Origin of the sequence: Polaribacter batillariae, from assembly GCF_017498485.1 — a bacterium.
Lineage (GTDB): Bacteria > Bacteroidota > Bacteroidia > Flavobacteriales > Flavobacteriaceae > Polaribacter > Polaribacter batillariae.
Genome location: NZ_CP071795.1, coordinates 2,953,019 through 2,979,079 on the forward strand (window position 1 = coordinate 2,953,019; position 26,061 = coordinate 2,979,079).

Here is a 26,061-nt window from a genome sequence, read left to right on the forward strand (position 1 = left end):
ACCTATATTTACAGTATTATTTATTATGTGGTCTTGTTTGGTGCAAGCACAACAACCTATACAATATGTAAATCCGTTTATTGGAACCTCTAACTACGGAGCAACAAATCCTGGCGCCATCGCACCAAGAGGTATGGTTAGTGTGTCGCCTTTTAATGTTGCTGGCGCTCCTAATTTGCCACATGAAAAAGATAGCAGATGGCTTTCTAACCCTTATGTTCACGAGAATACGTTTTTAACAGGCTTTTCTCATGTAAATTTAAGCGGCGTTGGTTGCCCAGATTTAGGAGTTATTTTAACCATGCCAACCACTGGAGCATTAGAAACAGACTATTTAAAATACGGCTCTACCTATTCAAATGAAGTTGCAAAAGCAGGATATTACAGCAATACAATTGATAAATACAATGTAAAAGTCGAAACCACAGCTTCTACAAGAACAGGAATTTCTAAATACCATTTTCCAGCAGGACAATCAAATATATTAATCAATTTAGGTGTTGGCTTAACAAATGAAGAAGGAGGCATGCTAAAAATTGTATCGGATACCGAAATTGAAGGAATTCGAAATGTAGGTTCGTTCTGTTACTACAAGCCAGAAGAAGCATATCCAGTATATTTCGTAGCAAAATTTAGCAAACCTGCAAACGAATCTGGAATTTGGAAAAAACCCAAAAAATACGAGGGTTTAGAAGGCCAATGGATGGGGTACAATGGAAAAACACGTTTGTATAAAAATTACAGAAAAGAAGTGCTTGGAGATAGTATTGGAAGTTATTTTACCTATCGATTTAAAAAACCTACAACTGTAGAAGTTAAAATTGGGGTGTCTTATACTAGTATTAAAAATGCCAGAGAAAACTTAGAAAAAGAAACTCAAAATTCTTCTTTTGAGACCATTTACAACACTACAAATGCCCAATGGAATCATTTATTATCTAAAATTGAAGTGGAAGGTGGAACAAAAGACGATAAAACTATTTTTTACACAGCTTTGTATCATACTTTAATTCATCCGAATACTTTAAACGATTACAATGGAGAATACCCAAGTATGGCAAAAAGAGAAACACAAACCACCCAAGGTACACGATTTACGGTATTTTCTCTTTGGGATACTTATAGAAGTTTACATTCTTTAATGTCTTTAATTTATCCGAAACAACAATCAGATATGGTAAAAAGCATGCTAAATATTTATGATGAAAGCGGTTGGTTACCAAAGTGGGAGTTAAATGCCACAGAAACCACAACCATGGTTGGCGATCCAGCAGGAATTATATTGGCAGATACTTATTTACGCGGAATTAAAGATTTCGATATCGAAAAAGCATACGAAGCTATGCGAAAAAGTGCGACACAGTTAAAAGATAATCCACTTCGTCCTGGAATTAAAGATTATGTAGAGAAAGGATATTTAACCACGACCACCACAAAAAGTGGTTCGGTTTCCACAACACAAGAATACAATATAACCGATTTTGCAATTGCGCAATTGGCCAAAGAATTGGGTAAAACAGCAGATTATAAACTGTTTTTAAAACGTGCTACATCTTACAGAAATTTGTTTGATAAAGAGTTTAATTTATTAAGACCTAAAAACCATGATGGCTCTTGGTTTGCGCCATTTAACCCAGATACAGGAGCAAATTTTGAAAAAAATTTAGGATTTATCGAAGGCAATTCGTGGCAATATACATTTATGGTTTCGCACGATGTGAAAGCACTCATAAAACTTATGGGAGGTAAAAAACCGTTCGTAAAACAATTAGATAAGGTATTTGAGAACAAACAATACGATATGGCGAATGAGCCCGATATTATTTACCCTTATTTGTACAATTACACGAAAGGATACGAATGGAAAACACAAGATCGTGTAACCTCATTAATTAAAGAATATTTTACGAATAAACCAGCTGGTTTGCCAGGAAACGACGATACAGGAACCATGTCTGCATGGTTAATTTATAGCATGATGGGCATTTATCCGAGTTCGCCAGCAGAACCATTGTACGCGATTACAAGACCTGTTTTCGATAAAATAACCATTCATTTAGATAACCGATACTACAAAAATAACCGGTTGGTAATTATCTCCAATGCTTCAGAAAACGATAAAAACACAAAACATATAAAACGTATTTACATCAATGAAAAAAGACATAAAAGTTATTTTATTTCCCATGATAAATTAGTGAACGGAAATATTCTAAAAATTATGTTGAAATAATACCATTACTTTTTTGAATTTACAATAAAAGAAAACAATTGTTTTTTGTAGTAAGTAAAAAAAGACGTTTTAGTGTGGTAAGTTCAATTTATAGATGATGTAAGATACTTTTCAAATTAAAAAAAGCCATAAAAACATGAAACGTAGAAATTTTATATCAAACACTTCTCTACTATTAGCAGGAACCACCTTATTGCCACAAAACATCTTTACAACTCAAAAAGAATTCATAAGTCTGCGACCAAAATTAGCAGACAGAAAATTTGTAAGTAAAGCCGTAGAAAACGTAATTACAGAAGTAAAATCTGAGATAAAAGATAAAGAATTAGCATGGCTTTTTGAAAACTGTTTTCCCAATACTTTAGACACGACCATAGATTTTGAAATTATTGATGGCAAACCAGATACATTTGTTATCACAGGAGATATAGATGCAATGTGGTTGCGAGATTCAACAGCCCAAGTTTGGCCTTATATGCCATTAATCAAAAAAGATAAAAAGTTAAAAGAACTAATTAAAGGTTTAATAAACAGGCAAGTAAAATGTGTGTTGTTAGACCCTTACGCAAATGCTTTTTTTAAAGATAAAACGAGAATATCTCACTGGAAATCAGATATTACACAAATGCTTCCTGGAGTTCACGAACGCAAGTGGGAAATAGATTCTTTATGTTATGTAGTGCGTTTGGCAAACGAATATTATCAAATTACAAAAGACACAAGTATTTTCGATGCAAATTGGGATAAAGCAATGAGGTCGATTGTAAAAACTTTTAAGACCGAACAGCGAAAAAACAATCAATCGGAATATGTATTTAGCAGAGAAACCACCTCTGTAATAGATGCTCCACCTTTTAATGGAACAGGAAGACCAGTAAAACCAAATGGGTTAATTTGTTCTATGTTTCGACCTTCGGATGATGCTACAATGTATCCTTATTTAATTCCGTCTAATATTTTTGCAGTTGTATCTTTAAGGCAATTACACGATATTTATAGCACTGCTTTTAATGATAAAAAATTTGCAAATGCGTGTAAAAAATTAGCAGATGAAGTAGAGAGTGCTATCCAAAAATATGCAGTAACAGAGCATTTAGATTTTGGAAAAATATACGCGTACGAAGTAGATGGTTTTGGCAATAAATTATTTATGGACGATGCCAATGTGCCTTCGTTAATGTCTTTGGCGTACTTAGGAGCTCATAAAAATACAGATGCGATTTACAAAAGAACAAGAAAGTTTTTGTTAAGCGATAACAATCCGTATTTCTTAAAAGGCGCTTTGGCAGAAGGACAAGCGAGTCCGCATACAGGTAAAAACAAAATTTGGCCTATGGGTATTATTTTAAGAGCGATGACAAGTACAAATGATGCAGAAATAAAGAAATGCCTAAAAATGCTAAAAGCTACGCATGCAGGAAAAGGGTTTATGCACGAAGGTTTCGATAAAGATAATCCAAATAATTATTCCAGAGATTGGTTTGCTTGGGCAAATACCTTATTTGGCGAACTTATTTTAAAGATTTATAACGAGAAAAGAAGTTTGTTGGCTAAAGAATATTAGAAAAAATATTTAAATTTTACAGCGACTTTCCTTAAAATAGTTACAAATTAAAAACCTCAATTCGTTCAATACGAATTGAGGTTTTTATGATGTGGAGACGCCGAGTAATACGCTTCTTATATTTCAATATTTCTTATCCCTACGTCTAACCCCATCTTGACGAACTTTATCTATTGATTTATTTTTAATTTGTTCAAAATAAGGAATTATGTTAGCACTAGATAGTAATTTTATACCTAGGGCAAAAGTTATTTTTTAAAGTAATTAACTGACACTATTTAAACTTTGAATTCGAGGTAATATTTATTGTCTTTCAATATGCCAAAGAAAATCACTTTATCTATTAAAGAAGAATCTATTGAATTGCGGAAACTATATAAGTACAATACTACAGAATTACGAAGAGATCGTTTAAAAATTATACTACATAAAGTCCGGGAAGTATATCTATCGTAATGCAATCGCAAAGAAGCTTGGCATAGGTCCAACCACCATAGGCAATTGGATTAAAGGCTATGAAACAGGAGGTCTTTCAAATTTATTAGATAGTTCAGGTAGATAAATTGCAAAGATAAATTAAAAAAAAACCTCAACTTAATGTTAAGGTTTGTCAAGGTTAAAAGATTGTAATACTATTCAAATATTGATAAAATACGCTCAATAGTATCTTTTATATTTTTAGCAATCAATTCAATAAATACTTTTTTGTTGTTTTCTGTTTGTGCTATTTCAAGAGCGTTGTAATATTCTAATCTACTTTTGTCGTCGCCTTTTAGAATAGCAATAGGGTAACCATTTTGAAGCAAAATTAAATTCATTAATAGTCTTGACGTTCTACCATTACCGTCAATAAAAGGATGAATAGTAGCCAGTCTTTCATGCATTTCAGCAGATAACTCAACAGGATGCAATACCGTTTTATTTTCGTTGTACCATAGCATTAAATCTTCCATTTGTTTTGGAACTAAAAAGGGTTGAGGTGGTTTGTGTTTTGCACCACTTATTATAACGGGTACTTTTCTATAAACTCCAGCATTCGGCTTGTCAATTCCTTGTAATATTAAACTATGAATTTGTAAAATATCTCTTTCAGTAATTGTATTTTTGGTTTGAGCGAGTTCTTTAATATAGTCTATTGCTTGAGTATGGTTAATTACTTCTAAATGTTCATTCAAAGTTTTACCTCCAACAGTCAAACCTTTTTCAATAACCAAAGCGGTTTCTTGAAGCGTTAAAGTATTGCCCTCAATTTTGTTACTTTCATAAGTATATTCAATCTCTAAAGCCTTTGTTACTTTTTGATGTTCGTTTTTACGATATTCATTCAAATGGTCTTTTAAAACATCTAATTCAGCATATTTTCTCATTACAATTTAGCCTTTAAAGTTTCTAACTGATTGATAATACTTTGCATTTCTGCCTTGGGGTCTTTGTTAGTTTTAGTACTATTAAATAAGTCTTTTACATCTACATCTAACGTTTCTGCAATTTGTAATAATAAATCTGGTTTTGGGAAATGATTACCATTACTGATATTTGAAATTGTTGCTTGAGTTACACCTACTTTTTCAGATAACCCTTTGCCTGAAATTCCTTTCTCTTTTAGTACCTCTTTTAATCTTAAAACATTCATTGTTTTATCAGTTTTTATTTTTTACAAATATAATAAAATTATAACAACACTAATTTATTTTAAATAAAATTATAGTAATATTTGTATATTGTTATAATGTTGCTTATATTTGTAGGGTGATTAATTAGTGATACTATAATAATAAAATCAATATCACATGAAAGAGCAAATAAAATAGCAAGAAACGTCAATGCAACGGATATTTTTTTGAGTATTCTAACGATATGAAAGTTTACAAATCTTGGAGAAACTTAAAAAAAGTTAGAAAATATTTTAGAAAACCTAACGGATACATATAAAAAATTAGTTACCTCACTTTGTGAAGAAGAAAAGTTAAAGTATTTCAATTTAGTATAAACCTTAAAAATTTTAAAATTATGAGTAAAGACAATTTGGACACAGAAAACAAATTAATGTTATTGCAAGGAATCACTTTAATACAAAACGGATTACAATTTTTGGAATGGATGTTGGATTTTGAAAATGAAAACAGTTTCGATGCTTTAACCATTTTAAGAAATCGTTTTCAGTTTTTTAGAGAATGTGCTTTAGCAGGTAAAAAATGCGGCCTTATTTTTATTGACAGAGCAAACGACAGCCTTGAAAATGTAGAGCATAGTTTTCGTTTAAATGAAAAAGTTAAAAACGAATTAAAAGAATTGAGAAATGCGGTATCAGTTGAAATGTATAAAGAGGAATAAAAGTGTTCTTAAAATCAATGCTACTTACATCTAAATTTACATAAAAAAATAAAACCCTATAAATCAAATGTTTACAGGGTTATTTGTGGAGACGCCGAGAATCGAACTCGGGTCCAAACAAGCAACAAATTAGCTTTCTACATATTTAGTTCTTACTTGGTTTTCGATTTAAGGCTGATTAAGAACAACCTACCTTAAACTTAGCTTCTTTAGTTTCAAAAACCTGCCAAAGCTACAGATTTTCTATGTTTATTTTTACGATGCCCAAAAATGAAACGCCATAAACCAAGGCTTTTCGTGGACATAAAGCTTGCACACCTTGTGTGCCGAGGCTAATCTTACTATTAATTCAGATTATGCAGCTAAAGCGTAGTTATCTTCGCCGTTTAAAAAGTTGAAATTAGGTTTAACGAGTGTTATTTCATAACTCGATATGCTTACCAATTCACTGACCTTGCTGTCAAAACCAGTCGTCCCCTTAATGAAATAGCAAAACTTATTTTGCGTAATTGAACAAACCCAGAACTTGTTTCAGGAACTTTTCAACATCCATTTTATTTTTTCAAAGAACACAATTATTCACATCAAAAATAATACCAATAATTTGGGCGTTCCTTTGTTTTAAAAGCATTTAAAACTAAAGGCAGGCTTTCGCTACTCGTTTTTTGTTCCATTATCATTTCACAAAAGAACTCAAACAGGTCGCTCTATCCTTAACGCGGTTTGCAAAAGTACAAAAAGTTATAACTTTAACAACCTAGTTTTAAAGAATAATTAAGACAAAAACACAGATAAAATGATTAACTTTAAACGTCAAAAAAAAATAAAAAATTATGATTAAAAAAGGAACAAAAGTAAGCTGGGAATGGGGTAGAGGAACAGCAGAAGGTAAAGTAAAAGAAACCTATACAAAAGAAACCACTAAAACCATTAAAGGAACAGAAGTTACTAGAAAAGGAGAAGAAGGAAATAAAGCCTTATATGTTCAACAGAATGATGGTGATTATGTTTTAAAACTCGAAAGTGAAGTAAACAAGGTAGATTCTTAAAATATTGTTGCAAGCCCCTTAAAAAACAAATATCTTCGAACCAATTAAAATAATAAATATGAAATTTGGTATTATTAAAGAACGCAAAAATCCACCAGATAGAAGAGTTGTATTTTCTCCACAAAAATTAAAAAAAATTCAAGAAAAATTCCCTGAAGCAAAATTAAAAGTAGAAAGTTCAGATATTCGTGTGTTTTCAGACGAAGCATATAAACTAGAAGGAATACCAGTCTCTAAAAATATAGAAGATTGTGATGTACTGTTGGGAGTAAAAGAAGTACCCATTGAACATTTAATTCCGAATAAAAAATATTTTTTCTTTAGTCATACCATAAAAAAACAACCTTATAACAGAGCTTTATTAAAAGCGATTTTAGATAAAAACATCGAATTATTCGACCACGAAACCATTGTAAAAGAAAACGGAGCACGTTTAATTGGTTTCGGGCGTTATGCAGGAATCGTTGGTGCTTACAACGGTTTTAGAGCCATGGGTTTAAAAACAGGTAATTTTCAGTTGCCAAAAGCAACAACTTTATACAACCAGCAAGAATTAATAGAACAGCTTCAAAATATTAAACTTAATAACCTAAAAATATTGTTAACAGGAAATGGTAAAGTAGCTTACGGAGCCAAAGAAATGTTAGATGCAATGCATATTTTACAAGTTACAGTAGAAGAGTATTTAAACAATACTTATCAAGAACCTGTCTATTGTTTGGCAGATGTTTTAGATTATAACAAACGTACAGATGGTAAAATTATAGACAATTTCGATTTTTATAACCATCCAGAAAAATACGAATCTAATTTTATGCGATTCGCAAAAGTAACAGACTTTTTTATAGCTGGGCATTTTTACGGAGATGGCGCACCTTATTTATTTACAAGAGAAGATGCAAAATCTGCAGACTTTAACATTAAATTTGTGGCAGATATTTCTTGCGATATCGATGGTCCAGTCGCTTCTACCATAAGAGCATCTACAATTGCAGAACCAATTTATGGTTATAATCCAAGCACAGAAACCGAAGTAAATTTTAAAGACAATAATGCCATTGTTGTAATGGCTGTAGATAATTTACCTTGCGAATTGCCAAAAGATGCCAGCGAAGGTTTTGGAGAAATGTTTTTAAAAAATGTAATTCCGGCTTTTTTCAATAACGATAAAGATGGGGTTTTAGAACGTGCAAAAATAACAGAAAACGGAAAATTAACAGCACGTTTTTCGTATTTACAAGATTATGTAGATGGGAAAGAATAGTTTTTAAAATTGATATAAGACTGTTTGACATAAGACAAAACTACGCAGGACTTGAAACCTGAAATTAAAAACCTAAAACATTTTTTTATTTTAAAAAATATATGGAAGAGAATAATCTTCAAAACAGGCAATTTTTGTTAGATTTAGCAAAAATGAAAATGCCTTTTGGAAAATACAAAGGCACATTATTAATCGATTTACCAGAACATTACATCGTTTGGTATCATAGTAAAGGTTTTCCGAAAGGAAAGTTGGGGAAACAAATGCATTTGGTTTACGAATTGAAAATGAATGGTTTAGAAGGTTTGATTCGTAAAATTAAGTAAGTAAATTTTTTAAGAATGAGCGTTTGCTTGCGTTTTCCAAATGGAAAAAAGTAAGTAAATAAACGTTCCAAAACCAAAAGTTACCAACCAAGTTTTGGCATCGTTAAAACTATACATGCTTTTTTTGAGAACGGTAATTGGGTTTGTAAAAATATCCCAAGAATTCAAGCGTAAAAATCGGCCTAAATAAATACCAAATCCGCATAAAAAAGTAACTGCATAAGAAAAGTAATTTGCGTATTTTAAATTCCATTTTTGTTTAATTATTTTGTAAACATCAAATAATGAGAGTATTGTAATACATAATCCTGTTGATGCATATGCGAATATGATAAAAAGATCTAACCATACTAAAGTCGATTTTATATGATGTAAATGAATAAAATCGGTAATAATGTAAGGTGCATTTGGTAAGAATATCAACCAAATAAACAATAGGGAAATCAATTTGGGCTTAGTGATTTTCTCGAAATTTAGCCTTTTAATTTTTAAAGAAATTAGATAAGGAACCATTGCTAAAAAAAGATTCCAAAGTAAGAAGCCAAAAAATAAAGAACCCGTTAGTTTTACTCGAACTATAAATAGAAACAAGCAAAACAAGATTAAAAAGTGAATATTGGATATTTTTTTAAGATACTTCATAACACTATTTTAAGTTGTTTTCAACTATAACTATTGTCAAGAATCCAAAGAAATAAGCCACTAAATCTCCAACACTAAAAGAAGTTCCTAAGACCAGTTTCCAAAGTTTTTGGTATTCAAACGGATAATAATTTTGCAGACTCGTAAGTTGTAAAAATTCAATTCCAAAAGAAATAACTAAAACGATTATAGCTGCCTTATTTGCAGAAATGTTTATAAAACTTTTTACAAAAGCGTAAAGAAGTATCACCGCTAAAAAATCACCAAAAGTATGCCTTATAAAACCATGAGCATATGTGGCAATTACGATTTCTGATAGGAGCAATAAGGTAAAAATTAGAAAGTAATTTTTATTAAATTTCATAATATTTTTTTAAAAAAAAAGAGCAAAACCTCAAAAAGATGAAGTAGGGGTTTTGCTCTAATCAACCAACTAACTATTAATTATTCTCCCAATCGATTTTTCTTGAAGTGTACATAACCCCAGCCAATATCAGGAATAAACCAATACTACCAACCAATAATGCATAATTTTCTAACTGAATAATTACAAAAATAAAGGTGTATAAAGCTGCTAAAGAAATTCCTATAAAAAGCGGAAATTTTAGTGTTTTTAAAATTGATTTAGAATAGGCTGTAATTAATAAAACAACAGCAGTTCCTGCAATTATATAAGCTTTAAAAAAACTACTATGCTCGGAAATTGAAATTAATAAAGTATAAAACATTGTTAGTGCAATTCCAATCATTAAATATTGAAATGGGTGAATGTTTATTTTACTCATGGTTTGTATTAGAAAGAAGATTAAGAAAGTTAAACCGATGACTAAAAATCCGTATTTGGCTGAACGTTCACTTTTTTGATATTCATCAACAGGAATCAAGAAGTTTACTCCAGAAGCAAATTCAGTTAAATCTGGAATTCCACTAAAATATTGTTGAGAAAAAGGTCTATTGATATCTAAAATTTTCCATTTTGCATCAAAACCATCCTCAATAATTTTATCTGAATTATAAGGGAGAAATTCTCCTATAAAATTAGCGTCCTTCCAATCGGATTTTATATTTACATCAGTGTCTTTTCCAATCGGAATAAACTGAATTTGTTTGCTTCCTTTCATTTCTACAGTCATAGAAAAAGAAACTTCTTTTTCTTTTGGAGTATCCGTTTCTAAAATGTTATTACTTTCTAATTCATTTAGGTTAATTACATTTGATCTGTATTTTTTCTTGGTTTTAAAGTTTTTAGACGTTAAAGGATATTGGTTTTTATTCATTTTTATTTCGAACAAACTAATTGCTCCTTTTAGGTTCGAAGTTTGAACCACCAAATGTATTTTATCCCATAAAACATCTTCATTTTTTATCTCTTTTTCAGAGAAATTTGGTGTAGAAAAACTACCATTTATATCAATTTTACTTTTATAAACGGCAGTTTTGTAAATCCCTCTCTCTTTTTCTTCTGGGTTTATTGTTGAATTAATTTTTAGTTTTTCTGGAAAAAAATAAGCATATTTTGTACTTGAAGAAGTAATTTTTTCTGATTTTTTAGTGTCAGTATTCATTACATATTTTGTATGATAAACTTTATAAGGAACTTTTAATATAGGACCATAAAGTAAAACTTCTTCTCCCCATTTTTGGTTAATTTCTCCCACAACTTCCTGTTGCCTAAATTTACGTTCTGTAATTAAACTTTCGATAAATGATAATGGAATCATTAAAACGAGTACTAAAATTCCTACGATAATCATTCTTGCAGTAATGGATGTTTTTGCCCATTTGCCAAATTTTCCTTGTTGATTGTTGTTTGTGTCCATAGTTATTGTATTTGTAAAATTTGTTGTTTATTGAATATAATTTCTCTTAAATCTTCCAAAGGATGATTTAAAAGTTTTTGATAATCTAAATGATGAAATGGGTTACATTTTTTACCCAATTTGTAAGATTTTAAATAATAGTTTGCAAATTCTGGTAAAATGAGAGTGCCAATAATTACAACTCCAAAGAGATATAAACTTCTTTTACCATTGCCAAAACATAGATATTGTAAGGCAATTTCATCTTCTACGTTTGTTCCATAACCCGTAATTAAACGGTATGCATCGTGTCTTTCTACTTTTGGTAATAATTCGAATCCGTTTTTGTTAAGAAAGGAGCCAAGTTCGTTTCCAAAAGTTCCCTCTGGATATTTTAGTAGCTGGCTACTGGTAATTCCCCAAGGTTTTTTGTTTTTAAATTTGATATACATTCTTTGTGAATGCTCAAATAACCAGTAAATTAATTTTTTTCTCATTTTATTTTTAAAAGAACTTTGAAATACAAAGTAAGTGAGTAAAAAAAAGTTTATTTGTTTTTAATTAATTTTTCGAGTGCTTCTATATGCTTTTTAAATTCTTGTTTTCCTAATTCTGTAGCATAATATTTTGTGTTTGGTTTTCTGCCAATAAATTGCTTTTCTACTTTTATAAAATCTACTTTTTCGAGTGATTTTGTATGGCTAGCCAAATTCCCATCTGTAGCGCCTAATAGCTCTTTAAGTGTGTTAAAATCGGCATATTCGTTTACCATTAAAATAGACATAATTCCCAATCTAATTCTATGGTCGAAAGCCTTGTTTATATGTAAGATGATGTTTTTCAAATAGAAAATTTTTCGTTGCTAAATTACAGCTATTTCTTATCATACTTAAAATACATAACTGTTCCGTAAACAATATGCATAATTCCAAAACCAAGCACCCAAAACCAAAATCCATACACTGGGAAAATGGCACAAATTAGTCCGATTATTATTTGTGTATAGCCTAAATATTTTACGTCTCCCAAAGTATATTTAGAGGCACTTAACAAAGCCAACCCATAAAAAAGAAGCATTAATGCACCAGTTTGTCCATAACGTTGCTGATTCAGAATAATAACAATGTAAATTCCTCCCGCTAAAAGTGGTACAATAAAACTGGTTAACAATCTTTTGGTTAAAGAATCCCAAATTTTCTGATTGTTCTTTTTTGCTTTTTTAGTCGTCAAATAAATGGCGGTTCCGATGCTAAAAAAACCTACTAAAATAAGGTCTAAAAGAATCAAACGAAAAACTTTTCCGTCTAAAATTAAATATCCGCTTTCACTTTGGGCAACCAACCAATAGGCAAATCCTGCACCAATTAGCGCATAAATACCTGCTAAAATACCAGACAAACCACTTAACGAAATAAATTTCGACGATTTATTCATTAGATGCTTAATTTCGGATATGTCTCTTAAATAATTTTCTGAACTCATTTTTAAAGAACTTTGAAATACAAAGTAAAATATAAAAATTCATTTATGCAATAAAAATGTCATAAAATTAATTACGAACTACAACTCCGTAAGTAATATGTGCAATTCCAAGAATGTTAAGTGAAGCATACCAATAACTCGGTATTAAGAAACACAATGTTCCTAAAACAAGGCAAAGTGCAGGTAAAATAAGGTAATTTTTGTTTTCTTTGTTTCGGAATAAAAAAAGTAAAACCGCATAAAGAATTAAAAAAATAGGCGTAATAAAATCGATATATCCTTGTTGTTTTAGAAGAAATAAAACTAAAAAGATAGCAACAATAGAAATAATATATTTCCAAAAAGCAACTTTTGTTTTTTGATTCCACAATGTATATCGAAATCTTTTAGCCAATCTTTTTCCTCTAAAGAAAAAAGCCAAAGAAGAAAATAAAAAAACGAAAAAAGCTAAGAAAAAAACAATCATTTCTATCAATTCAATAGATAACATTCCTACTGTACTATTATCTATAAGAAAACCATCTAAAATAAATTTTATGGCATAACTAGCTATAAAAATGTATAAACCAATTAAAATACTTGTAATTCCTTTTAGAGAAAAGTTTACAGAGAAATTATCGTGCATAAGAGAATTAATATTCAAAATTTTTATAACTTTCGTAAATATACAAAAAATGATTCCTAAGTTGTAAGATATGAAACCAGCAGAAGAATATATTTTAAAACAACCAGAACCTTACAAATCTATTTTGTCGCATTTACAAATACTAATAGAAAGTAGTTTTCCAAATGCAAATTTACAGTTTAAATGGAAAATACCTTTTTATTATTTAGATGATAAACCTTTTTGTTATTTAAATCCATCTAAGAAAAAAGGGTACGTAGATGTAGCTTTTTGGGTGTCTGCACATTTAACAAAATATAATGAGTTGCTAATTTCAGAAAACAGAAAAGTTGTAAAATCGTTACGTTATAAAAGTATTGATGATATTAATGAAGAGGTTTTATTAACAGTTTTAGAAGAAGCACATCAATTAAAAGACAAAGGGTTTTACAAAAGAAGTTGAGGTTATTTACCAAATTTGTCAAACAGTTTTTTCCACACAATTTGTCACGCTGTAAGCATCTCAGGCAAGGATGCAAAACACTGTGTTAAGATTTCTACGCAATAACAAATTGGTGGTAAGAATTTAAAACCAAATTCTAAACCTTAAACTTGGTGTTTTTGCATATTTACGAGGAAAATAAATAATCATTCAGTTTTTGGGACTGTTTTCTCCACGCAGTTTGTCACGCTGTAAGCGTCTCAGGCAAGAGTGAGAAAATACAGTGTTAAGATTTTTACGCAATAACAAATTGGTGGTAAGAATTTAAAACCAAATTCTAAACCTTAAACTTGGTGTTTTTGCATATTTACGAGGAAAATAAATAATCATTCAGTTTTTTGGGACTGTTTTCTCCACGCAGTTTGTCACGCTGTAAGCGTCTCAGGCAAGAGTGAGAAAATACAGTGTTAAGATTTTTACGCAATAACAAATTGGTGGTAAGAATTTAAAACCAAATTCTAAACCTTAAACTTGGTGTTTTTGCATATTTACGAGGAAAATAAATAATCATTCAGTTTTTTGGGACTGTTTTCTCCACGCAGTTTGTCACGCTGTAAGCGTCTCAGGCAAGAGTGAGAAAATACAGTGTTAAGATTTTTACGCAATAACAAATTGGTGGTAAGAATTTAGAACCAAATTCTAAACCTTAAACTTGGTGTTTTTACATATTTACGAGGAAAATAAATAATCATTCAGTTTTTTGGGACTGTTTTCTCCACGCAGTTTGTCACGCTGTAAGCCTCTCAGGCAAGAGTGAGAAAATACAGTGTTAAGATTTCTACGCAATAACAAATTGGTGGTAAGAATTTAAAACCAAATTCTAAACCTTAAACTTTGTGGTTTTACATATTTACGAGGAAAATAAATAATCATTCAGTTTTTTGGGACTGTTTTCTCCACGCAGTTTGTCACGCTGTAAGCGTCTCAGGCAAGGATGCAAAACACTGTGTTAAGATTTCTACGAAATAACAAATTGGTGTTAAGAATTTAGAACCGAACTTTGAATCTAAACCTTCTCGCCTTTGAGAGAAACCCAAACTACTTCGTCTTAAACTGAAGCGCAACCTCATTATTCAAGTATAAATACAATTCAGAATTTTTTTTGGGGTTAGGAATTGATAAAATAGTAATTCCGTTTTCTGTTTTTGAAATAGGTTTTTGTGCATATTTATAACCTTTAAAATTATAAATGATTGAAGAGTTTACAGCTAAATTTTTAAATTTTAAAATGATGTTTTTACCACTTTCGACTTTAATAATTCCTGTTTGCGGTGAGATTAATTTAGTATTTGAGCTTAAAAAATTGTGTCCATAAATAGGCTGATTGTAAAACTCTAAAAGCGACATTCTACCAAAACGTAAAACCCACAAAGAATCATCAGGAAAATGAGTTTTAAATATTTTTTCTTTCGCAATGTTGTAAAAGTAGTCGTTAAATTTACGAATCCATTTTCCATTATATTCGTAACCTGCAGCCCAGGTTGCATCTAGAAGAAGCCACTCTCCATTTAGTTTTACAGCGTTCCAAGCATGGTTTGTTGTGTTTACAGGTCTTCCAATTTCATTAGGTGAATTTCTTGTATAACCTTTTATAACTTCGGCTTCTAAACCTAATAAATCGCATATTTTCTTAAAAGATTGTGCATATTCTTCGCAAACACCCTGTTTTGTTTTAAAGGTTGTAGCAACCAAATTGTCTTTTGCAGCTTGTAGTTTTTGTTGCTTCTCGGTTTTAGATGCATACCTAAAACGAATGCTTCTTTGTTTAGGATTGTAAAATTCTTTTAAATTATACCGAATGTTTTTTGCCAACCAAAAAAACGCAGCTCTTGCTTTTTCTTGGTCTTCGGTAAAATCTTTATCGATTTGATTGGCCAAATCTTCTACTTTAGAAAAACGAGGATATGTTGAAACTTTCGCATCTACAGTTGCAAAATCTTGAGAATTTGCAGAAATTGAAATCAATAAAAAGAGAGTAAAAAGATATTTCATATTTATAAAACGTAAACAATTTTATAGAAACAATTATTGTGCCTTTTTTTGTCTTTGTGAGGTTTCTACAAAAAGAAACCCTTTAATTTTTGAAAATCTGAAGAATCTGAAAAAGTATTTTTTATTGGGTTTGAGTAAGTGCGTTAGGGATTGAAATGGCATCCTTTTTAGTTGTCGGTTCGAGTAAATTTGTGAAGAATGAACAAATTTGTATCGAGAACAAAACTAAAAAGATATAATGGAAAGCCCGCTCGAACGCCCAAATAATAATTAAAATAAATTTTCTATAAGTTATTTATCGTTTTACGAATGGCAACTAAATTCGTTAACAAATTTTCTAAATTATCTAAGTGCAACATATTTGCACCATCGCTTTTTGCGTTTGTAGGGTCGAAATGGGTTTCTATAAACAAACCATCTACATTATTTACAACTCCAGCTCTGGCAATGGTCTCTATCATTTCTGGTCTTCCGCCTGTAACTCCAGCAGTTTGGTTTGGCTGTTGTAAAGAATGTGTAACATCTAAAATGGTGGGCGCAAATTCGCGCATTTCCGGAATTCCTCTAAAATCTACAATCATGTCTTGGTAGCCAAACATGGTGCCTCTGTCTGTAATCCACGCTTTATTTGAACCTGCATCTTTTACTTTTTGCACAGCGTGTTTCATCGCAGTAGGACTCATAAATTGTCCTTTTTTTAGGTTGACCACCTTGCCTGTTTTTGCTGCAGCCACCACCAAATCTGTTTGACGAACCAAAAAAGCAGGAATTTGTAAAACATCTACATATTCAGCCGCTTTTACAGCATCCGAAACTTCGTGAATATCTGTTACAGTTGGCACATGAAAGGTTTCTGAAACTTTTCTTAGGATTTTTAATGCTTTTTCGTCTCCAATTCCAGTAAAACTATCAATTCTACTTCTGTTGGCTTTTTTAAAACTTCCTTTAAAAATGTACGGAATTTCTAATTTATGGGTAATTGTAATTACTTTTTCTGCAATTCTTAATGCCATTTCTTCTCCTTCAATAGCGCAAGGACCAGCCAACAAAAAGAAGTTATTAGAATTTGTGTGTTTTATATTGGGTATTAAAGATAAATCCATTTGATATAATTTTTTACAAAAATACGCAAAAATTAAGCGTTTTAAAACGCTAGATTTTTAGATTCTGAAATGCTGAAACGAGTAAAGCCTGCGCAAGTTTCGATTGATAAGTTTTATCGCTTTCTAATTAAATTCGCTATATTTATGCTTTTAAAACCCAATAAAATGAAAAAAATAGTAACCTTAGTTTTAGCTTTAGTATTTTTTACTTCTTGTAATGTTTCTAAGAAAGCAACCCCAAAAACAAATAGTTCTAAATCTGCAGATGCTACCGTTTTTATAGACTCTAATTTGGTTAGAAAGCATTTATATACTTTGGCTTCCGACGATATGGAAGGAAGAAAAACTGGAACTCCAGGCATAGAAAAAGCCGCGGTTTATATAGAAAATGAGTTTCAAAAATTAGGTTTATCTACGTTTGGAGACTTAGAAAATTACAGGCAAACGTTTACTTTTAAAAACAGAAGAACTGGAAAAGATATTACAACATGCAACATAATTGGTGTTTTAGAAGGAAAAAGTAAAAAAAACGAATATGTAATTGTTTCTGCACATTACGATCACTTAGGAGTGAAAAAGAGTGGAGAAGGAGACTTAATTTATAATGGTGCAAACGACGATGCTTCTGGGGTTACTGGTGTTTTGGCTTTGGCAAAATATTTTAAAGAAGTTGGTAACGAAAGAACGATTGTTTTTGTTGCTTTTACTGCAGAAGAAATGGGTTTAATTGGTTCTACACATTTTGGAAAAGGTATTGATGCCAGCAAATTTGTTGCAGGAATTAATTTAGAGATGATAGGAAAAACGCCAAGTTTTGGACCAAACACAGCTTGGTTAACTGGTTTTGAAAGAAGTGATTTTGGAAAAATTATTCAAAAGAATTTAGAAGGAACAGGGTATCAATTATTTCCAGACCCTTATAAAAAATACAATTTATTTTTTAGATCCGATAACGCTTCTTTGGCACGTTTAGGGGTTCCATCGCATACTTTTTCGACAACGCCTATTGATGTAGATAAAGATTATCACCAGGTTTCAGATGAAGCAGAAACTTTGAATATGACAGTAATTACACAAACCATACAAGCAGTTGCGAAAGGAACTGAAAGTATTATTAATGGAAAAGATACACCAACAAGAGTTGTAATTAAAAAATAACAATGAAAGCTGTAAAATATTTCTTTTTGTTATTGTTGATGAGTTGCGGAACTTCTAAAGTTATTTATGATTATGATAAAAAAATAGATTTCTCTCAATTTAAAAGTTTTCATTTTTTTGAAGATGTTGGCAATGGCTTAAATGAGTTTGATGTAAAAAGAGCAACTGCAATTTTAGAAAGTGAATTATCGAAATTGGGTTTAACAAAAGTTGAAAATCCAGATTTTTTTATCAATATAAAAGCAAAAGTTACAGAGGCGCAAAATAGAAATACTATTGGCATTGGTATTGGCAGTGGAGGTAGAAATGGCGGATTTGGTATCTCTGGAGGTATTCCAATTGGTGGGAAAAAACTAAATGAAGAAATTATTATTGAATTTGTAAATGCAACAACCAACGAGCTTTTTTGGGAAGCTTCTTTAATTTCAACCATAAAAGAAAGCAGAAAACCAGAAGAAAGAGAGTTGTATTTATCGAAGGCAATTCAGAAAATTTTAGCAAAATATCCGCCAAAATAATAAATTGGTGTAAGCAAAAAAAAAAGAGGCTGTCTCAAAAGTAAATTTAATTGTCGTTTTGAGCATTACTAAAATCAAAATATATTTTGATTGAAAGTAGCTAACGAAGTTATCGAAAAACATAAAACACTGAAATTCAATAAATAAGATTTCTCTATTACAGTCGAAATGACAAAATTACAGTCGAAATGACAAATTTTAATACTTTCGAGACAGCCTCTTAGTGTTTTTAATAGTTATTCTTAAAATTGATATCTAATACTAAAAGCGATATCATTATCGTAATCGTTAAAATTGTTTCCAAAACCAAATTCAGGTCTTAAATCTAAAGAAAGTAAAATTGGTGCAGTTGGAAAGTTGTACTCAATACCAATATCACCAGCAGCAAAAACAAATGTTTCAGAAAAATCGTTATTTCCTTTACCACTGTAGTTTCCTAAACCACCACCAACACCTGCGTACCAGTTAAACCCACCATCTATGTTCCAAACCCATTGGTAAATACCAGTAGCTTTAAAACCGTCGTAATTTTTGTTGTCTCTTAAACCTAAATCAATTTCTAATCGGTTATTACTTCCTAAGGCTCTTTGGTAAGAAATTTCTCCTCCAAAACCATCGTTATCCCCGATACGTAAACCAATTGCGTTTTTAGAAATACTTTGTGCGTTTGCCGAAAATGCTCCAGCAACTAAAAGACCAATAATTAAAAGTGTTTTTTTCATAATTTATATTTTATATGTGATTGAGCGACAAAAATAAACTTATTATTCAATAAAAATGAACTCATTTCAATGTTTCATTACTACAAATGAATTTTATTTTTGAACGCTTATACGAACACCTTTAGAATGACTACTAAACTCAGGTGCGTACATGCTTTGTATAGTGGTAATTCCATTGCTAAAGTTACCAGCATTGTTTACTCTTACATCGTATTCGAAAACATACACTCCTTTTGGTAGCCTGTCAAAAAAGAAGTTGGTAGCTGCGTCTTTTGTACTTTCGTAATAGCCTAAATTATCTTGCCATTTGTATTTAGAAAGTACATTTATTGGCTCTACACCAGCAGCTCTCATGTCTTTCATATGAATAAATTCCATATTTCTATCCGAACGCAATTCTATTCTTACAGTTATTAAATCACCTACTTCTAATTTGGTTTTATTTGTAATTTCTATCAATTTTTTTCCTGTGTTAGAATTTACTTTTTTAAAGAGTTTCTTGTTTAGTTTTAATGGAGTTTCTGCGGAAGTAATTTTATCTAAATCCTCAAAATACTGCCAATATAAGCCTCCCCAAGCTATTCCGTTTCCTTTTTTGTTAATAGTAACTTCGCACATTTCAGGCGTAATTTCTTCACCATTCCACGAAGTTTTAAAATAACCAGTTCCAGCTTCTACTTTTGCATCGTCCATTTTTGTTGGGTCAATCGTTTTATTACCGACTTTAATGGCTGCCATTTCGGTTACTGACACCCAATCACTTCCATTTAACAACAACGCATAAACAGCTTCTGTAGTTGCTTTTGTGGTTTTCCAACGATTCGTTTGCTTATTTTTTAGCAACCAAATTTTTAAGTTATCAATATTATGGAGATTTCTCGTCGCACTTTTAGGCTCTGTCGAAATGACACCAGCTTCAGAAAACACTTCAATCATTAACGCTTGTGTTTCCACAGGCGCTTGATAATAGTAGTAACCAGCAGTGTTTTCTTTCCAATACATGCCTAATTCGTTGGAAGTAATGCTTGTTTCTTTTAAAGAAGCCAAAATTTTGCTAGAAGCTATTTTTTTATCATTTCTAAAAAGTGATAGTGCAATTTGCCCTTTTGCATATAAATTATAGTCTTTCCAATATTTTACAGACTGATTTATATAATAGTCGTTCGCTTTTTTAGTATTCGAATTCATAGAAATAGCATCATAAAAACTTCTCATATACAAATACTGAATCGTAAAATAACTCAAATGATTCTTTGCTAAATAGGCATTGTATTGTTTTTCTCCTTCTTTTTTCGTTTTAGCTTTCTGTCTAATGATATCTGCTCTTTCCAACAATTTTTTATAATTCTCTAAAAGCTCTTTATCTAAAAATAAAACGGCCTTTTCAATCATTTTTTGGGTGGAAGCATTAAAATTGGTAACGCCTAATTTTTGCAAATGCCCAAAACCTGAAGCAATGTGTTGTGTGATGTAAGTGTTTTCGTATCTGCTTCCTTTAAACCAAGGAAATCCGCCAGAATTCATTTGAATGTCTTGTAATTTATTGAGGGCTTTTTCCTGCTCGTTCTTCATTTTATTCAAGTCGAATAACAATGCAATTCGTTTCTTTTGTTCGGTTTCTGACTGCGCATCTCTTAACCACGGTGTTTCTTGAATAATTAATGATTTTAACGCTTGATTTTTCTCTAAATTAGACAACAAAGCATCCGAGTTTTTCCAAGCATTAAAAACTTCCTGTATTCGTGGGTTCGAATTTGCCACAAAACTCGCCAAGGTATTTGCGTAATATCTCGAAAATGTTTGCTCTGCACATTCGTAAGGATATTCCATTAAATAAGGCAAAGATTGTATCGCATACCAAACAGGATTCGAAGTAAATTCTAGCGTTAATTTGTGGTTTTTTAAGGTTGATGATGCATTTTTCTTTAATTTATCTAACGTAAATGTTTTGGTTTGGTTCGCGCGAATCCACATAGGAAGCGTTTCTGTAACCAACATTCTGTTCGATAAAACAGGTAAAACATTTTGTTCTCCGTCAGAAAAATCGCCTGCTTTTGCCACCATTTTATATTGAACTGCTTGTGCAGTTTCCGGAATTGATAAATTCCAAGAAACACTAGTATTTCCATCTTTATCGACTGTAAATTTTTTATTGGAATTTGTATTTTTTAATTCAATATTTATGTCTTTTCCAGTAATGGCATCTGTTAAGATTAATTTTGCAAAACCAGACAGTTTGTTATTGGTAAGATTTGTAATTTTTGCAGATAAAGTAATTTTATCTCCTTCACGTAAAAAACGGGGTGCATTGGGTACCAGCATTAACTCTTTTTGAGTAACTGTTTGCATGGTTTTTGTCGCCCATTTTAATCCTTTTGTATGGGCTAATAATTGCAATTTCCATCTTGTTAAAGCTTCTGGCATGGTAAATGTAAAACTCACTTTTCCGTTTTTATTGGTTCTTAATTGCGGATAAAAGAAAGCGGTTTCGTTAAAATTGGTTCTTGCTTTTACTTGCGATAATCGATTATTAATGGCGTTTTTAGTGGTGATAATTACCACTCCATTTGTACCTTTTTCTCCATAAAGCGAAGTGGCTTCAGCATTTTTTAAAACATTTATTTCTGCAATATCTGCAGGGTTTAATTTCTTAACATCTTCTGCAAAAATTTCTTTTCCATCAACAATATATAAAGGAGTTTTACCATCAGAAATAGTAAATAAGCCTCTTATTTTAGAATTTTCTGATACAGTTACACCCGCAACTTTTTCTTCAAGAAGAGAAGAACCCATTTCTACATTTTCTGTTTCAACCTTCATCATAGAAACAGCGCTTGTAGCCGATTTTATTTTTTGACTTCCATAACCTGTTACAACAACTTCGTCTAAAGCACTTTCGTCTGGGGTTAATTTAATATCTAAATTTTTGTAATTATTTACCGTAATTTCTTCAGTTTTATAGCCTAAATAACTAAAAATTAAAACATCTCCTTTTTTAATTTTTAGAGAATAATTTCCGTCAAAATCGGTTTCTGTTCCAAAAGTCGTGCCTTTAATTATAATTGAAGCTCCAGGCAATGGTTCTCCATTTTCGTTTGCAACAAAACCACTTACAATTCCATCAAAATTTTTTCTAGAACTTTTTAACTTTCTTTCAATTTGTCGTAAATAACTTCTACTTAACCAATTATTGTTATTTAAACTAAAGCCAAACCAGTTATAACTTGTGTAACTAATATTTGGAAAACCATAATATGGCCTGTTATTGTTCTGAATATTAAAATTATTAACTCCAAAACTATAATTTGCCGAACTTGTTTGATACGAATAATATGTTTGCTTTGGAGTAATCGGATTAAAAAACCAGTTATGAGGCTTAAATTGATCTAAAGAAGCATCGTACATAGAGGCTAAAACTTCAGATGCGACTGCATTATTTTTATCGTCTTTAATGGTAAAACTCCAAGTTTGTTCTGCTCCAGGTTGTAGCTTGTCTCTAAAAATATTGGTTTCAATTTTTATGTTTTTTAGTACTTCAGTAACATTAACTAACAAATTTCCACTTTCGAAATAATTGTAATTTACAAAGTGATATTTAATAGCAAAACCGCCAAGATCTTCTTTTTCTACAGGAATTTTTAAGGTTTTTATGCTGTTGTTTAAATGCATTAAATGTGTTTTTACAATTTTATGATGCTTTTCAATTTGAACCACAACTGTAATGTCTTTTGAAGCAGAGCCTACTTGAAGCAATACTTCGTCTCCGGTTTTATAAATCGTTTTATCGGTTTTTATAACGAATAATTTATTGTCGGCTACTTTTTTATCATCATTAGAAAAGATTGAAAACTTTTTTTCGTCTTTTACTGTTTGTCCGAATTTGTCTTCACTTTCTAAAACAGCCATATATTTTCCAGAAACCCATTTATTTATATTTTTTAAGCTGATTTCTTTCTCGTTTTCAGTATTAAAATTAGTGCTAAAAACAAGTTGTCCTTTTTTCCAATTTTTCTCTTCCATTTCTTCTTTAGAATATGCTTCATTTGGAAATAATTTTCGAAAGGTATTTTCAGAAATATCTTGATAAAATGGAACATTCCAAGGTCTTTGCCTTTGCACGCTTTTGGGTGCTTGTAATTTGTATATTTTAAGGGTTCCTTTTGCAGGTACAAATTCGCCATTCAAGTTTTTTGTTTCGATGGTTAATTTGTTTTCTGGTAAATTTTTATTTAACTGATCTTCCATAGAAATTGTAGCTAATAAAGCATGATACCCAACTTTTACAATGCTTGTTGCACTGCGAGTTTCGCCATTTACGTCAGTTACATCTGCTGTAATTTCGTAAGTAAAAACGGGTAAATTTTCTTTGGAGATACTTTCGTCTGCCAAAGCTTTAAATTGTATGGAAAAATTTCCAGAAGTATTGGTAGTGGTTTCTCCATTTGTAATTTCTTGTGAAGACGAAGTTGGTCTTGGTCTGTGCCAATAATACCAATTTGGATATTGTACTTTTCGATGCACTCTGTAAACCACTTTTGCATCTGTAATTGTGGCTCCAGAAAATGCTTTGGCAAATCCGTTAATGGTTACAGAATCGTTAATTTTAAAAGTTTCTGTTATAGGTTTAAAACCGGTTTCGAACTTTGGTCTTTTGTATTCTTCGACAGAAATAGTAATGGAATTTTGATAGTCGAATCTGTAATACTCATTACTATCTTCTTCTAAACTTTCGTCAACAGAAATGCTAAAATTTCCTGTTAGCCCATTGTTTGGTAAGATAAATTCACCAGCAATAGTACCAAATTCATTCAGTTTTAAATTCAACTTTTTTACTTCTTGATTATTTACATCCTTTAAAACAATTTTTACAAACTCATTTTTATAAATTTCAGATTTTTCTCCCTGTTTTTTAAGAACAATTGCTTTAAAATAAACTGTTTGTCCAGGTCTATAAATGCTTCTATCAGTAAAAATAAAGGGTTTTATAAATGTTTTCGCTGTCTGATTATTATAATTCCTATCATTTTCTCGTAAATACTGATTCCCAAAAGTGGCAATATCATTTTTTGTTTTTACAGAAATTTCTACATTTTGATAGTAATTATAACTTTTAAATGAAGCAAACCCATTTTTATCTGTTATGAGTTTTTTATTGATATGAGCACCTCTTTGCCTTTTTTCGTTCTCTAAATGAATCTCAGCATTTTTAATTGGTTCTCCATGATTTCTGTCTACAATTTGGTAATTATGAGTATTGTTAAACGTATTCTGAACCAACGTTAAATTTGTAGCCTGAATTGTAGTTGTTCCAAAAATGTTGTTTTTACTCAATTCTTTTTCTTCGGAAGCGACTACTAAATAAATTCCGTTTTTTAATTTCGGTACAATAACTTCTGTAGTGTGTTGTAAATAATCGTTTTCGTTTCTTAGGCTGTTATTCCAATTTTCAGATGATTTTAATTTGTTGATAAAAGCTATTTTATCTTCACTTTTATAGGTTTTATTTAATTTGAGAATATCATTTTTACTTATTTTATAAATAGAAAAATAAAGTGTATCAATATTTTTATAATCAATTTCTAACCTCGAATTTTTATCAATAGGAATGTATTTTTCAGCACGAATACGAATTGTTTTTTCTTCGATTTGAGCTTTTAAAACCTTGCATTTTTTTGCTCCTAAACTTTCTGGAAATTGGTTAATAACTTCATTACAAATGGCAATGGCATCTTTATTTTTAAATCTGTTTTCTTTTGCTGATTTAAAACGATTTGCTTGATTTTTATAAATATTCGCAATCTCATACCCATACAAACCACTGGCTTCAACATTTTTATATTTTTCTTTCGAATTTTTTAATGTTGATATTAAAATGGTTTCTTTATGACTAAAAGTAGCATTGTTATTTACAAAATGAAGTCTTTGAATGTCTATATCTGCCAAGGCATTAGTGTTACTTTCGCTCAAATGAAAACAAATTAATTTTTGATATACTTTTAAAGCATTCATTTGAAGCGATAAACTGTCTTTCGAAGTTATTTTTATATTGGAAAAACGATAAGCATCACCCAAATAAGAAGGAGCATCTATTTTGAATTGATATGCAGGTTTGTTGATCGAATTTTCTGAAGTTTTATAAAATGTTAACGCATTATTTGCCAGAAAATCGAACAATGTGGGTCTTACTGTTTTGGCATCTTTTTCTATTTGAAGAATGTCTGCAAATTCAGTAATTTTTATGTTTTGCAACTCTTTTTCATTTAAAAGAGAAGCTTTATAGTAGGTATGAATTTCTTTAAAAAGCGTATTCAAATCCCAAGTTCTAAAATCTTTTTGATCTAATTGAGATTTTGAAGAAACATTGGTTCGGTTGTAAAACTTATATCTATTTTGAGTATAATATTGCCAATATAAATTTGCCAACACATTTTGTAATACGTTTTTGGTAGGAAAATTACTTTTAGAAATATGCTCTTTAAAATTATTAATTACCTTTAACTGCGCATCTTCTTCTAACGTTAAAGCAAACTTACTTTTGTAAAAAAGCGATTTTATAATCTGTGGCGCACTGTTTTCTTTTGTTGCAGCATCGTAGATTTTATCTACCATTTTTAATGCTGATTTTGGCAAACCATCAACTTCTAATTTTTCGACTTCTGTCCAAAGTTTGTCGTAATTATTTTGAGAGTATGTAGTTAAAGAAAATAATATCATTAATAAAAAGGGTATTGTTGTGTTTTTCATAATCGAAGATTTTTCGTAACAAAGC

Annotated in this window: 23 protein-coding genes and 1 other RNA gene; 10 read left to right on the top strand and 14 right to left on the bottom strand. The window is 30.7% G+C overall.

Features of this window, described 5'->3' with window-relative positions; all coding sequences use genetic code 11:
• The first annotated feature begins 25 nt into the window (after positions 1-25).
• From JL193_RS13070 to JL193_RS17520, 3 genes are all read left to right on the top strand, one after another.
• Complete coding sequence (locus JL193_RS13070; RefSeq protein WP_243456902.1) at positions 26-2,233, top strand: GH92 family glycosyl hydrolase; 2,208 nt, start codon at positions 26-28, stop codon at positions 2,231-2,233.
• Positions 2,234-2,369: 136 nt separating this feature from the next.
• On the top strand, positions 2,370-3,797 hold the full coding sequence (locus JL193_RS13075) for a glycoside hydrolase family 125 protein (protein ID WP_207971222.1): 1,428 nt from the start codon (positions 2,370-2,372) through the stop codon (positions 3,795-3,797).
• 460 nt (positions 3,798-4,257) lie between these two features.
• Positions 4,258-4,359 carry a helix-turn-helix domain-containing protein gene (locus JL193_RS17520; protein ID WP_367890046.1) on the top strand — a complete coding sequence of 34 codons (102 nt, stop codon included), beginning with the start codon at positions 4,258-4,260 and terminating at the stop codon, positions 4,357-4,359.
• A gap of 70 nt (positions 4,360-4,429) precedes the next feature.
• Here JL193_RS17520 and JL193_RS13085 read toward each other — a convergent pair whose 3' ends face one another.
• Together JL193_RS13085 and JL193_RS13090 are read right to left on the bottom strand one after the other, a co-directional pair.
• Entirely contained in the window at positions 4,430-5,164 is a 735-nt protein-coding gene (locus JL193_RS13085) for a Fic family protein (protein WP_207971223.1), read from the bottom strand.
• The gene (locus JL193_RS13090) at positions 5,164-5,430 is read right to left on the bottom strand and encodes a helix-turn-helix domain-containing protein (RefSeq protein ID WP_207971224.1); all 267 of its coding nucleotides are present in this window, start codon (positions 5,428-5,430) and stop codon (positions 5,164-5,166) included. Before JL193_RS13090 ends, JL193_RS13085 begins: the two co-directional genes overlap by 1 nt.
• Positions 5,431-5,807: 377 nt before the next feature.
• Here JL193_RS13090 and JL193_RS13095 point away from each other — a divergent pair, with 377 nt between their 5' ends.
• Positions 5,808-6,131 carry a hypothetical protein gene (locus tag JL193_RS13095; RefSeq protein WP_207971225.1) on the top strand — a complete coding sequence of 108 codons (324 nt, stop codon included), beginning with the start codon at positions 5,808-5,810 and terminating at the stop codon, positions 6,129-6,131.
• 83 nt (positions 6,132-6,214) lie between these two features.
• Here the strand turns inward: JL193_RS13095 and ssrA are convergent.
• Positions 6,215-6,609: a transfer-messenger RNA gene (gene ssrA / locus JL193_RS13100) on the bottom strand.
• Positions 6,610-6,964: 355 nt separating this feature from the next.
• Between ssrA and JL193_RS13105 the strand changes: the two genes are divergently transcribed.
• The 3 genes from JL193_RS13105 (at position 6,965) to JL193_RS13115 (ending at position 8,770) form a co-directional block, all read left to right on the top strand.
• Positions 6,965-7,180: a hypervirulence associated TUDOR domain-containing protein gene (locus JL193_RS13105; protein ID WP_207971226.1), complete on the top strand. Its 216-nt coding sequence runs from the start codon at positions 6,965-6,967 to the stop codon at positions 7,178-7,180.
• A gap of 58 nt (positions 7,181-7,238) precedes the next feature.
• Positions 7,239-8,444, top strand: coding sequence for an NAD(P)-dependent oxidoreductase (locus JL193_RS13110; RefSeq protein ID WP_207971227.1), 1,206 nt, complete (start codon positions 7,239-7,241; stop codon positions 8,442-8,444).
• Positions 8,445-8,545: 101 nt separating this feature from the next.
• Positions 8,546-8,770, top strand: coding sequence for a DUF3820 family protein (locus JL193_RS13115; RefSeq protein WP_207971228.1), 225 nt, complete (start codon positions 8,546-8,548; stop codon positions 8,768-8,770).
• A gap of 9 nt (positions 8,771-8,779) precedes the next feature.
• On the opposite strand, the gene JL193_RS13120 is transcribed toward JL193_RS13115, so the two are convergent.
• The 7 genes from JL193_RS13120 to JL193_RS13150 all read right to left on the bottom strand — a co-directional run bounded on the left by JL193_RS13120 (position 8,780) and on the right by JL193_RS13150 (position 13,336).
• Complete coding sequence (locus JL193_RS13120; protein ID WP_207971229.1) at positions 8,780-9,412, bottom strand: DUF1361 domain-containing protein; 633 nt, start codon at positions 9,410-9,412, stop codon at positions 8,780-8,782.
• Positions 9,413-9,416: 4 nt separating this feature from the next.
• On the bottom strand, positions 9,417-9,776 hold the full coding sequence (locus JL193_RS13125) for a ribosomal maturation YjgA family protein (RefSeq protein ID WP_207971230.1): 360 nt from the start codon (positions 9,774-9,776) through the stop codon (positions 9,417-9,419).
• A gap of 76 nt (positions 9,777-9,852) precedes the next feature.
• Complete coding sequence (gene creD / locus JL193_RS13130; RefSeq protein ID WP_207971231.1) at positions 9,853-11,232, bottom strand: cell envelope integrity protein CreD; 1,380 nt, start codon at positions 11,230-11,232, stop codon at positions 9,853-9,855.
• 2 nt (positions 11,233-11,234) lie between these two features.
• A complete protein-coding gene (locus JL193_RS13135; RefSeq protein WP_207971232.1) occupies positions 11,235-11,708 on the bottom strand; it encodes a Coq4 family protein in 474 nt (157 codons plus the stop codon).
• A gap of 50 nt (positions 11,709-11,758) precedes the next feature.
• Positions 11,759-12,055 carry a winged helix-turn-helix domain-containing protein gene (locus JL193_RS13140; RefSeq protein ID WP_138536230.1) on the bottom strand — a complete coding sequence of 99 codons (297 nt, stop codon included), beginning with the start codon at positions 12,053-12,055 and terminating at the stop codon, positions 11,759-11,761.
• Between the two features lie 29 nt (positions 12,056-12,084).
• Positions 12,085-12,693 carry a hypothetical protein gene (locus tag JL193_RS13145; RefSeq protein ID WP_207971233.1) on the bottom strand — a complete coding sequence of 203 codons (609 nt, stop codon included), beginning with the start codon at positions 12,691-12,693 and terminating at the stop codon, positions 12,085-12,087.
• A 67-nt stretch (positions 12,694-12,760) separates the two neighbouring features.
• Complete coding sequence (locus JL193_RS13150; protein WP_207971234.1) at positions 12,761-13,336, bottom strand: hypothetical protein; 576 nt, start codon at positions 13,334-13,336, stop codon at positions 12,761-12,763.
• A gap of 52 nt (positions 13,337-13,388) precedes the next feature.
• On the opposite strand from JL193_RS13150, the gene JL193_RS13155 reads away from it, so the two are divergent.
• Positions 13,389-13,760, top strand: coding sequence for a DUF1801 domain-containing protein (locus tag JL193_RS13155; protein ID WP_207971235.1), 372 nt, complete (start codon positions 13,389-13,391; stop codon positions 13,758-13,760).
• A gap of 1,077 nt (positions 13,761-14,837) precedes the next feature.
• Here the strand turns inward: JL193_RS13155 and JL193_RS13160 are convergent.
• Both JL193_RS13160 and kdsA read right to left on the bottom strand, forming a co-directional pair.
• Positions 14,838-15,791, bottom strand: a complete 954-nt coding sequence (locus JL193_RS13160; protein WP_207971236.1) for a transglutaminase domain-containing protein — start codon at positions 15,789-15,791, stop codon at positions 14,838-14,840.
• Positions 15,792-16,075: 284 nt separating this feature from the next.
• The gene (kdsA, locus tag JL193_RS13165; protein WP_207971237.1) at positions 16,076-16,894 is read right to left on the bottom strand and encodes a 3-deoxy-8-phosphooctulonate synthase; all 819 of its coding nucleotides are present in this window, start codon (positions 16,892-16,894) and stop codon (positions 16,076-16,078) included.
• Positions 16,895-17,059: 165 nt separating this feature from the next.
• Between kdsA and JL193_RS13170 the strand changes: the two genes are divergently transcribed.
• Both JL193_RS13170 and JL193_RS13175 read left to right on the top strand, forming a co-directional pair.
• Positions 17,060-18,052 (top strand): M28 family peptidase, encoded by a 993-nt coding sequence (locus tag JL193_RS13170; protein WP_207971238.1) that lies wholly within the window; start codon positions 17,060-17,062, stop codon positions 18,050-18,052.
• 2 nt (positions 18,053-18,054) lie between these two features.
• Positions 18,055-18,570 (top strand): DUF4136 domain-containing protein, encoded by a 516-nt coding sequence (locus tag JL193_RS13175; protein ID WP_207971239.1) that lies wholly within the window; start codon positions 18,055-18,057, stop codon positions 18,568-18,570.
• 242 nt (positions 18,571-18,812) lie between these two features.
• Here the strand turns inward: JL193_RS13175 and JL193_RS13180 are convergent, their stop codons facing one another.
• Together JL193_RS13180 and JL193_RS13185 are read right to left on the bottom strand one after the other, a co-directional pair.
• Positions 18,813-19,292: a hypothetical protein gene (locus tag JL193_RS13180; RefSeq protein ID WP_207971240.1), complete on the bottom strand. Its 480-nt coding sequence runs from the start codon at positions 19,290-19,292 to the stop codon at positions 18,813-18,815.
• A 93-nt stretch (positions 19,293-19,385) separates the two neighbouring features.
• Positions 19,386-26,036, bottom strand: a complete 6,651-nt coding sequence (locus tag JL193_RS13185) for an alpha-2-macroglobulin family protein (protein ID WP_207971241.1) — start codon at positions 26,034-26,036, stop codon at positions 19,386-19,388.
• Between the last annotated feature and the right edge of the window lie 25 nt (positions 26,037-26,061).

What these genes read in the sequence shown, in the direction of transcription:
- JL193_RS13090 (WP_207971224.1), bottom strand. Translation starts at nt 5,430, where the DNA reads ATGAATGTTTTAAGATTAAAAGAGGTACTAAAAGAGAAAGGAATTTCA.
- JL193_RS13175 (WP_207971239.1), top strand. Translation starts at nt 18,055, where the DNA reads ATGAAAGCTGTAAAATATTTCTTTTTGTTATTGTTGATGAGTTGCGGA.
- JL193_RS13145 (WP_207971233.1), bottom strand. Translation starts at nt 12,693, where the DNA reads ATGAGTTCAGAAAATTATTTAAGAGACATATCCGAAATTAAGCATCTA.
- JL193_RS13125 (WP_207971230.1), bottom strand. Translation starts at nt 9,776, where the DNA reads ATGAAATTTAATAAAAATTACTTTCTAATTTTTACCTTATTGCTCCTA.
- creD (WP_207971231.1), bottom strand. Translation starts at nt 11,232, where the DNA reads ATGGACACAAACAACAATCAACAAGGAAAATTTGGCAAATGGGCAAAA.
- kdsA (WP_207971237.1), bottom strand. Translation starts at nt 16,894, where the DNA reads ATGGATTTATCTTTAATACCCAATATAAAACACACAAATTCTAATAAC.
- JL193_RS13120 (WP_207971229.1), bottom strand. Translation starts at nt 9,412, where the DNA reads ATGAAGTATCTTAAAAAAATATCCAATATTCACTTTTTAATCTTGTTT.
- JL193_RS13160 (WP_207971236.1), bottom strand. Translation starts at nt 15,791, where the DNA reads ATGAAATATCTTTTTACTCTCTTTTTATTGATTTCAATTTCTGCAAAT.
- JL193_RS13095 (WP_207971225.1), top strand. Translation starts at nt 5,808, where the DNA reads ATGAGTAAAGACAATTTGGACACAGAAAACAAATTAATGTTATTGCAA.
- JL193_RS13110 (WP_207971227.1), top strand. Translation starts at nt 7,239, where the DNA reads ATGAAATTTGGTATTATTAAAGAACGCAAAAATCCACCAGATAGAAGA.
- JL193_RS13105 (WP_207971226.1), top strand. Translation starts at nt 6,965, where the DNA reads ATGATTAAAAAAGGAACAAAAGTAAGCTGGGAATGGGGTAGAGGAACA.
- JL193_RS13070 (WP_243456902.1), top strand. Translation starts at nt 26, where the DNA reads ATGTGGTCTTGTTTGGTGCAAGCACAACAACCTATACAATATGTAAAT.
- JL193_RS13180 (WP_207971240.1), bottom strand. Translation starts at nt 19,292, where the DNA reads ATGAAAAAAACACTTTTAATTATTGGTCTTTTAGTTGCTGGAGCATTT.
- JL193_RS13185 (WP_207971241.1), bottom strand. Translation starts at nt 26,036, where the DNA reads ATGAAAAACACAACAATACCCTTTTTATTAATGATATTATTTTCTTTA.
- JL193_RS13075 (WP_207971222.1), top strand. Translation starts at nt 2,370, where the DNA reads ATGAAACGTAGAAATTTTATATCAAACACTTCTCTACTATTAGCAGGA.
- JL193_RS13135 (WP_207971232.1), bottom strand. Translation starts at nt 11,708, where the DNA reads ATGAGAAAAAAATTAATTTACTGGTTATTTGAGCATTCACAAAGAATG.
- JL193_RS13115 (WP_207971228.1), top strand. Translation starts at nt 8,546, where the DNA reads ATGGAAGAGAATAATCTTCAAAACAGGCAATTTTTGTTAGATTTAGCA.
- JL193_RS13085 (WP_207971223.1), bottom strand. Translation starts at nt 5,164, where the DNA reads ATGAGAAAATATGCTGAATTAGATGTTTTAAAAGACCATTTGAATGAA.
- JL193_RS13155 (WP_207971235.1), top strand. Translation starts at nt 13,389, where the DNA reads ATGAAACCAGCAGAAGAATATATTTTAAAACAACCAGAACCTTACAAA.
- JL193_RS13170 (WP_207971238.1), top strand. Translation starts at nt 17,060, where the DNA reads ATGAAAAAAATAGTAACCTTAGTTTTAGCTTTAGTATTTTTTACTTCT.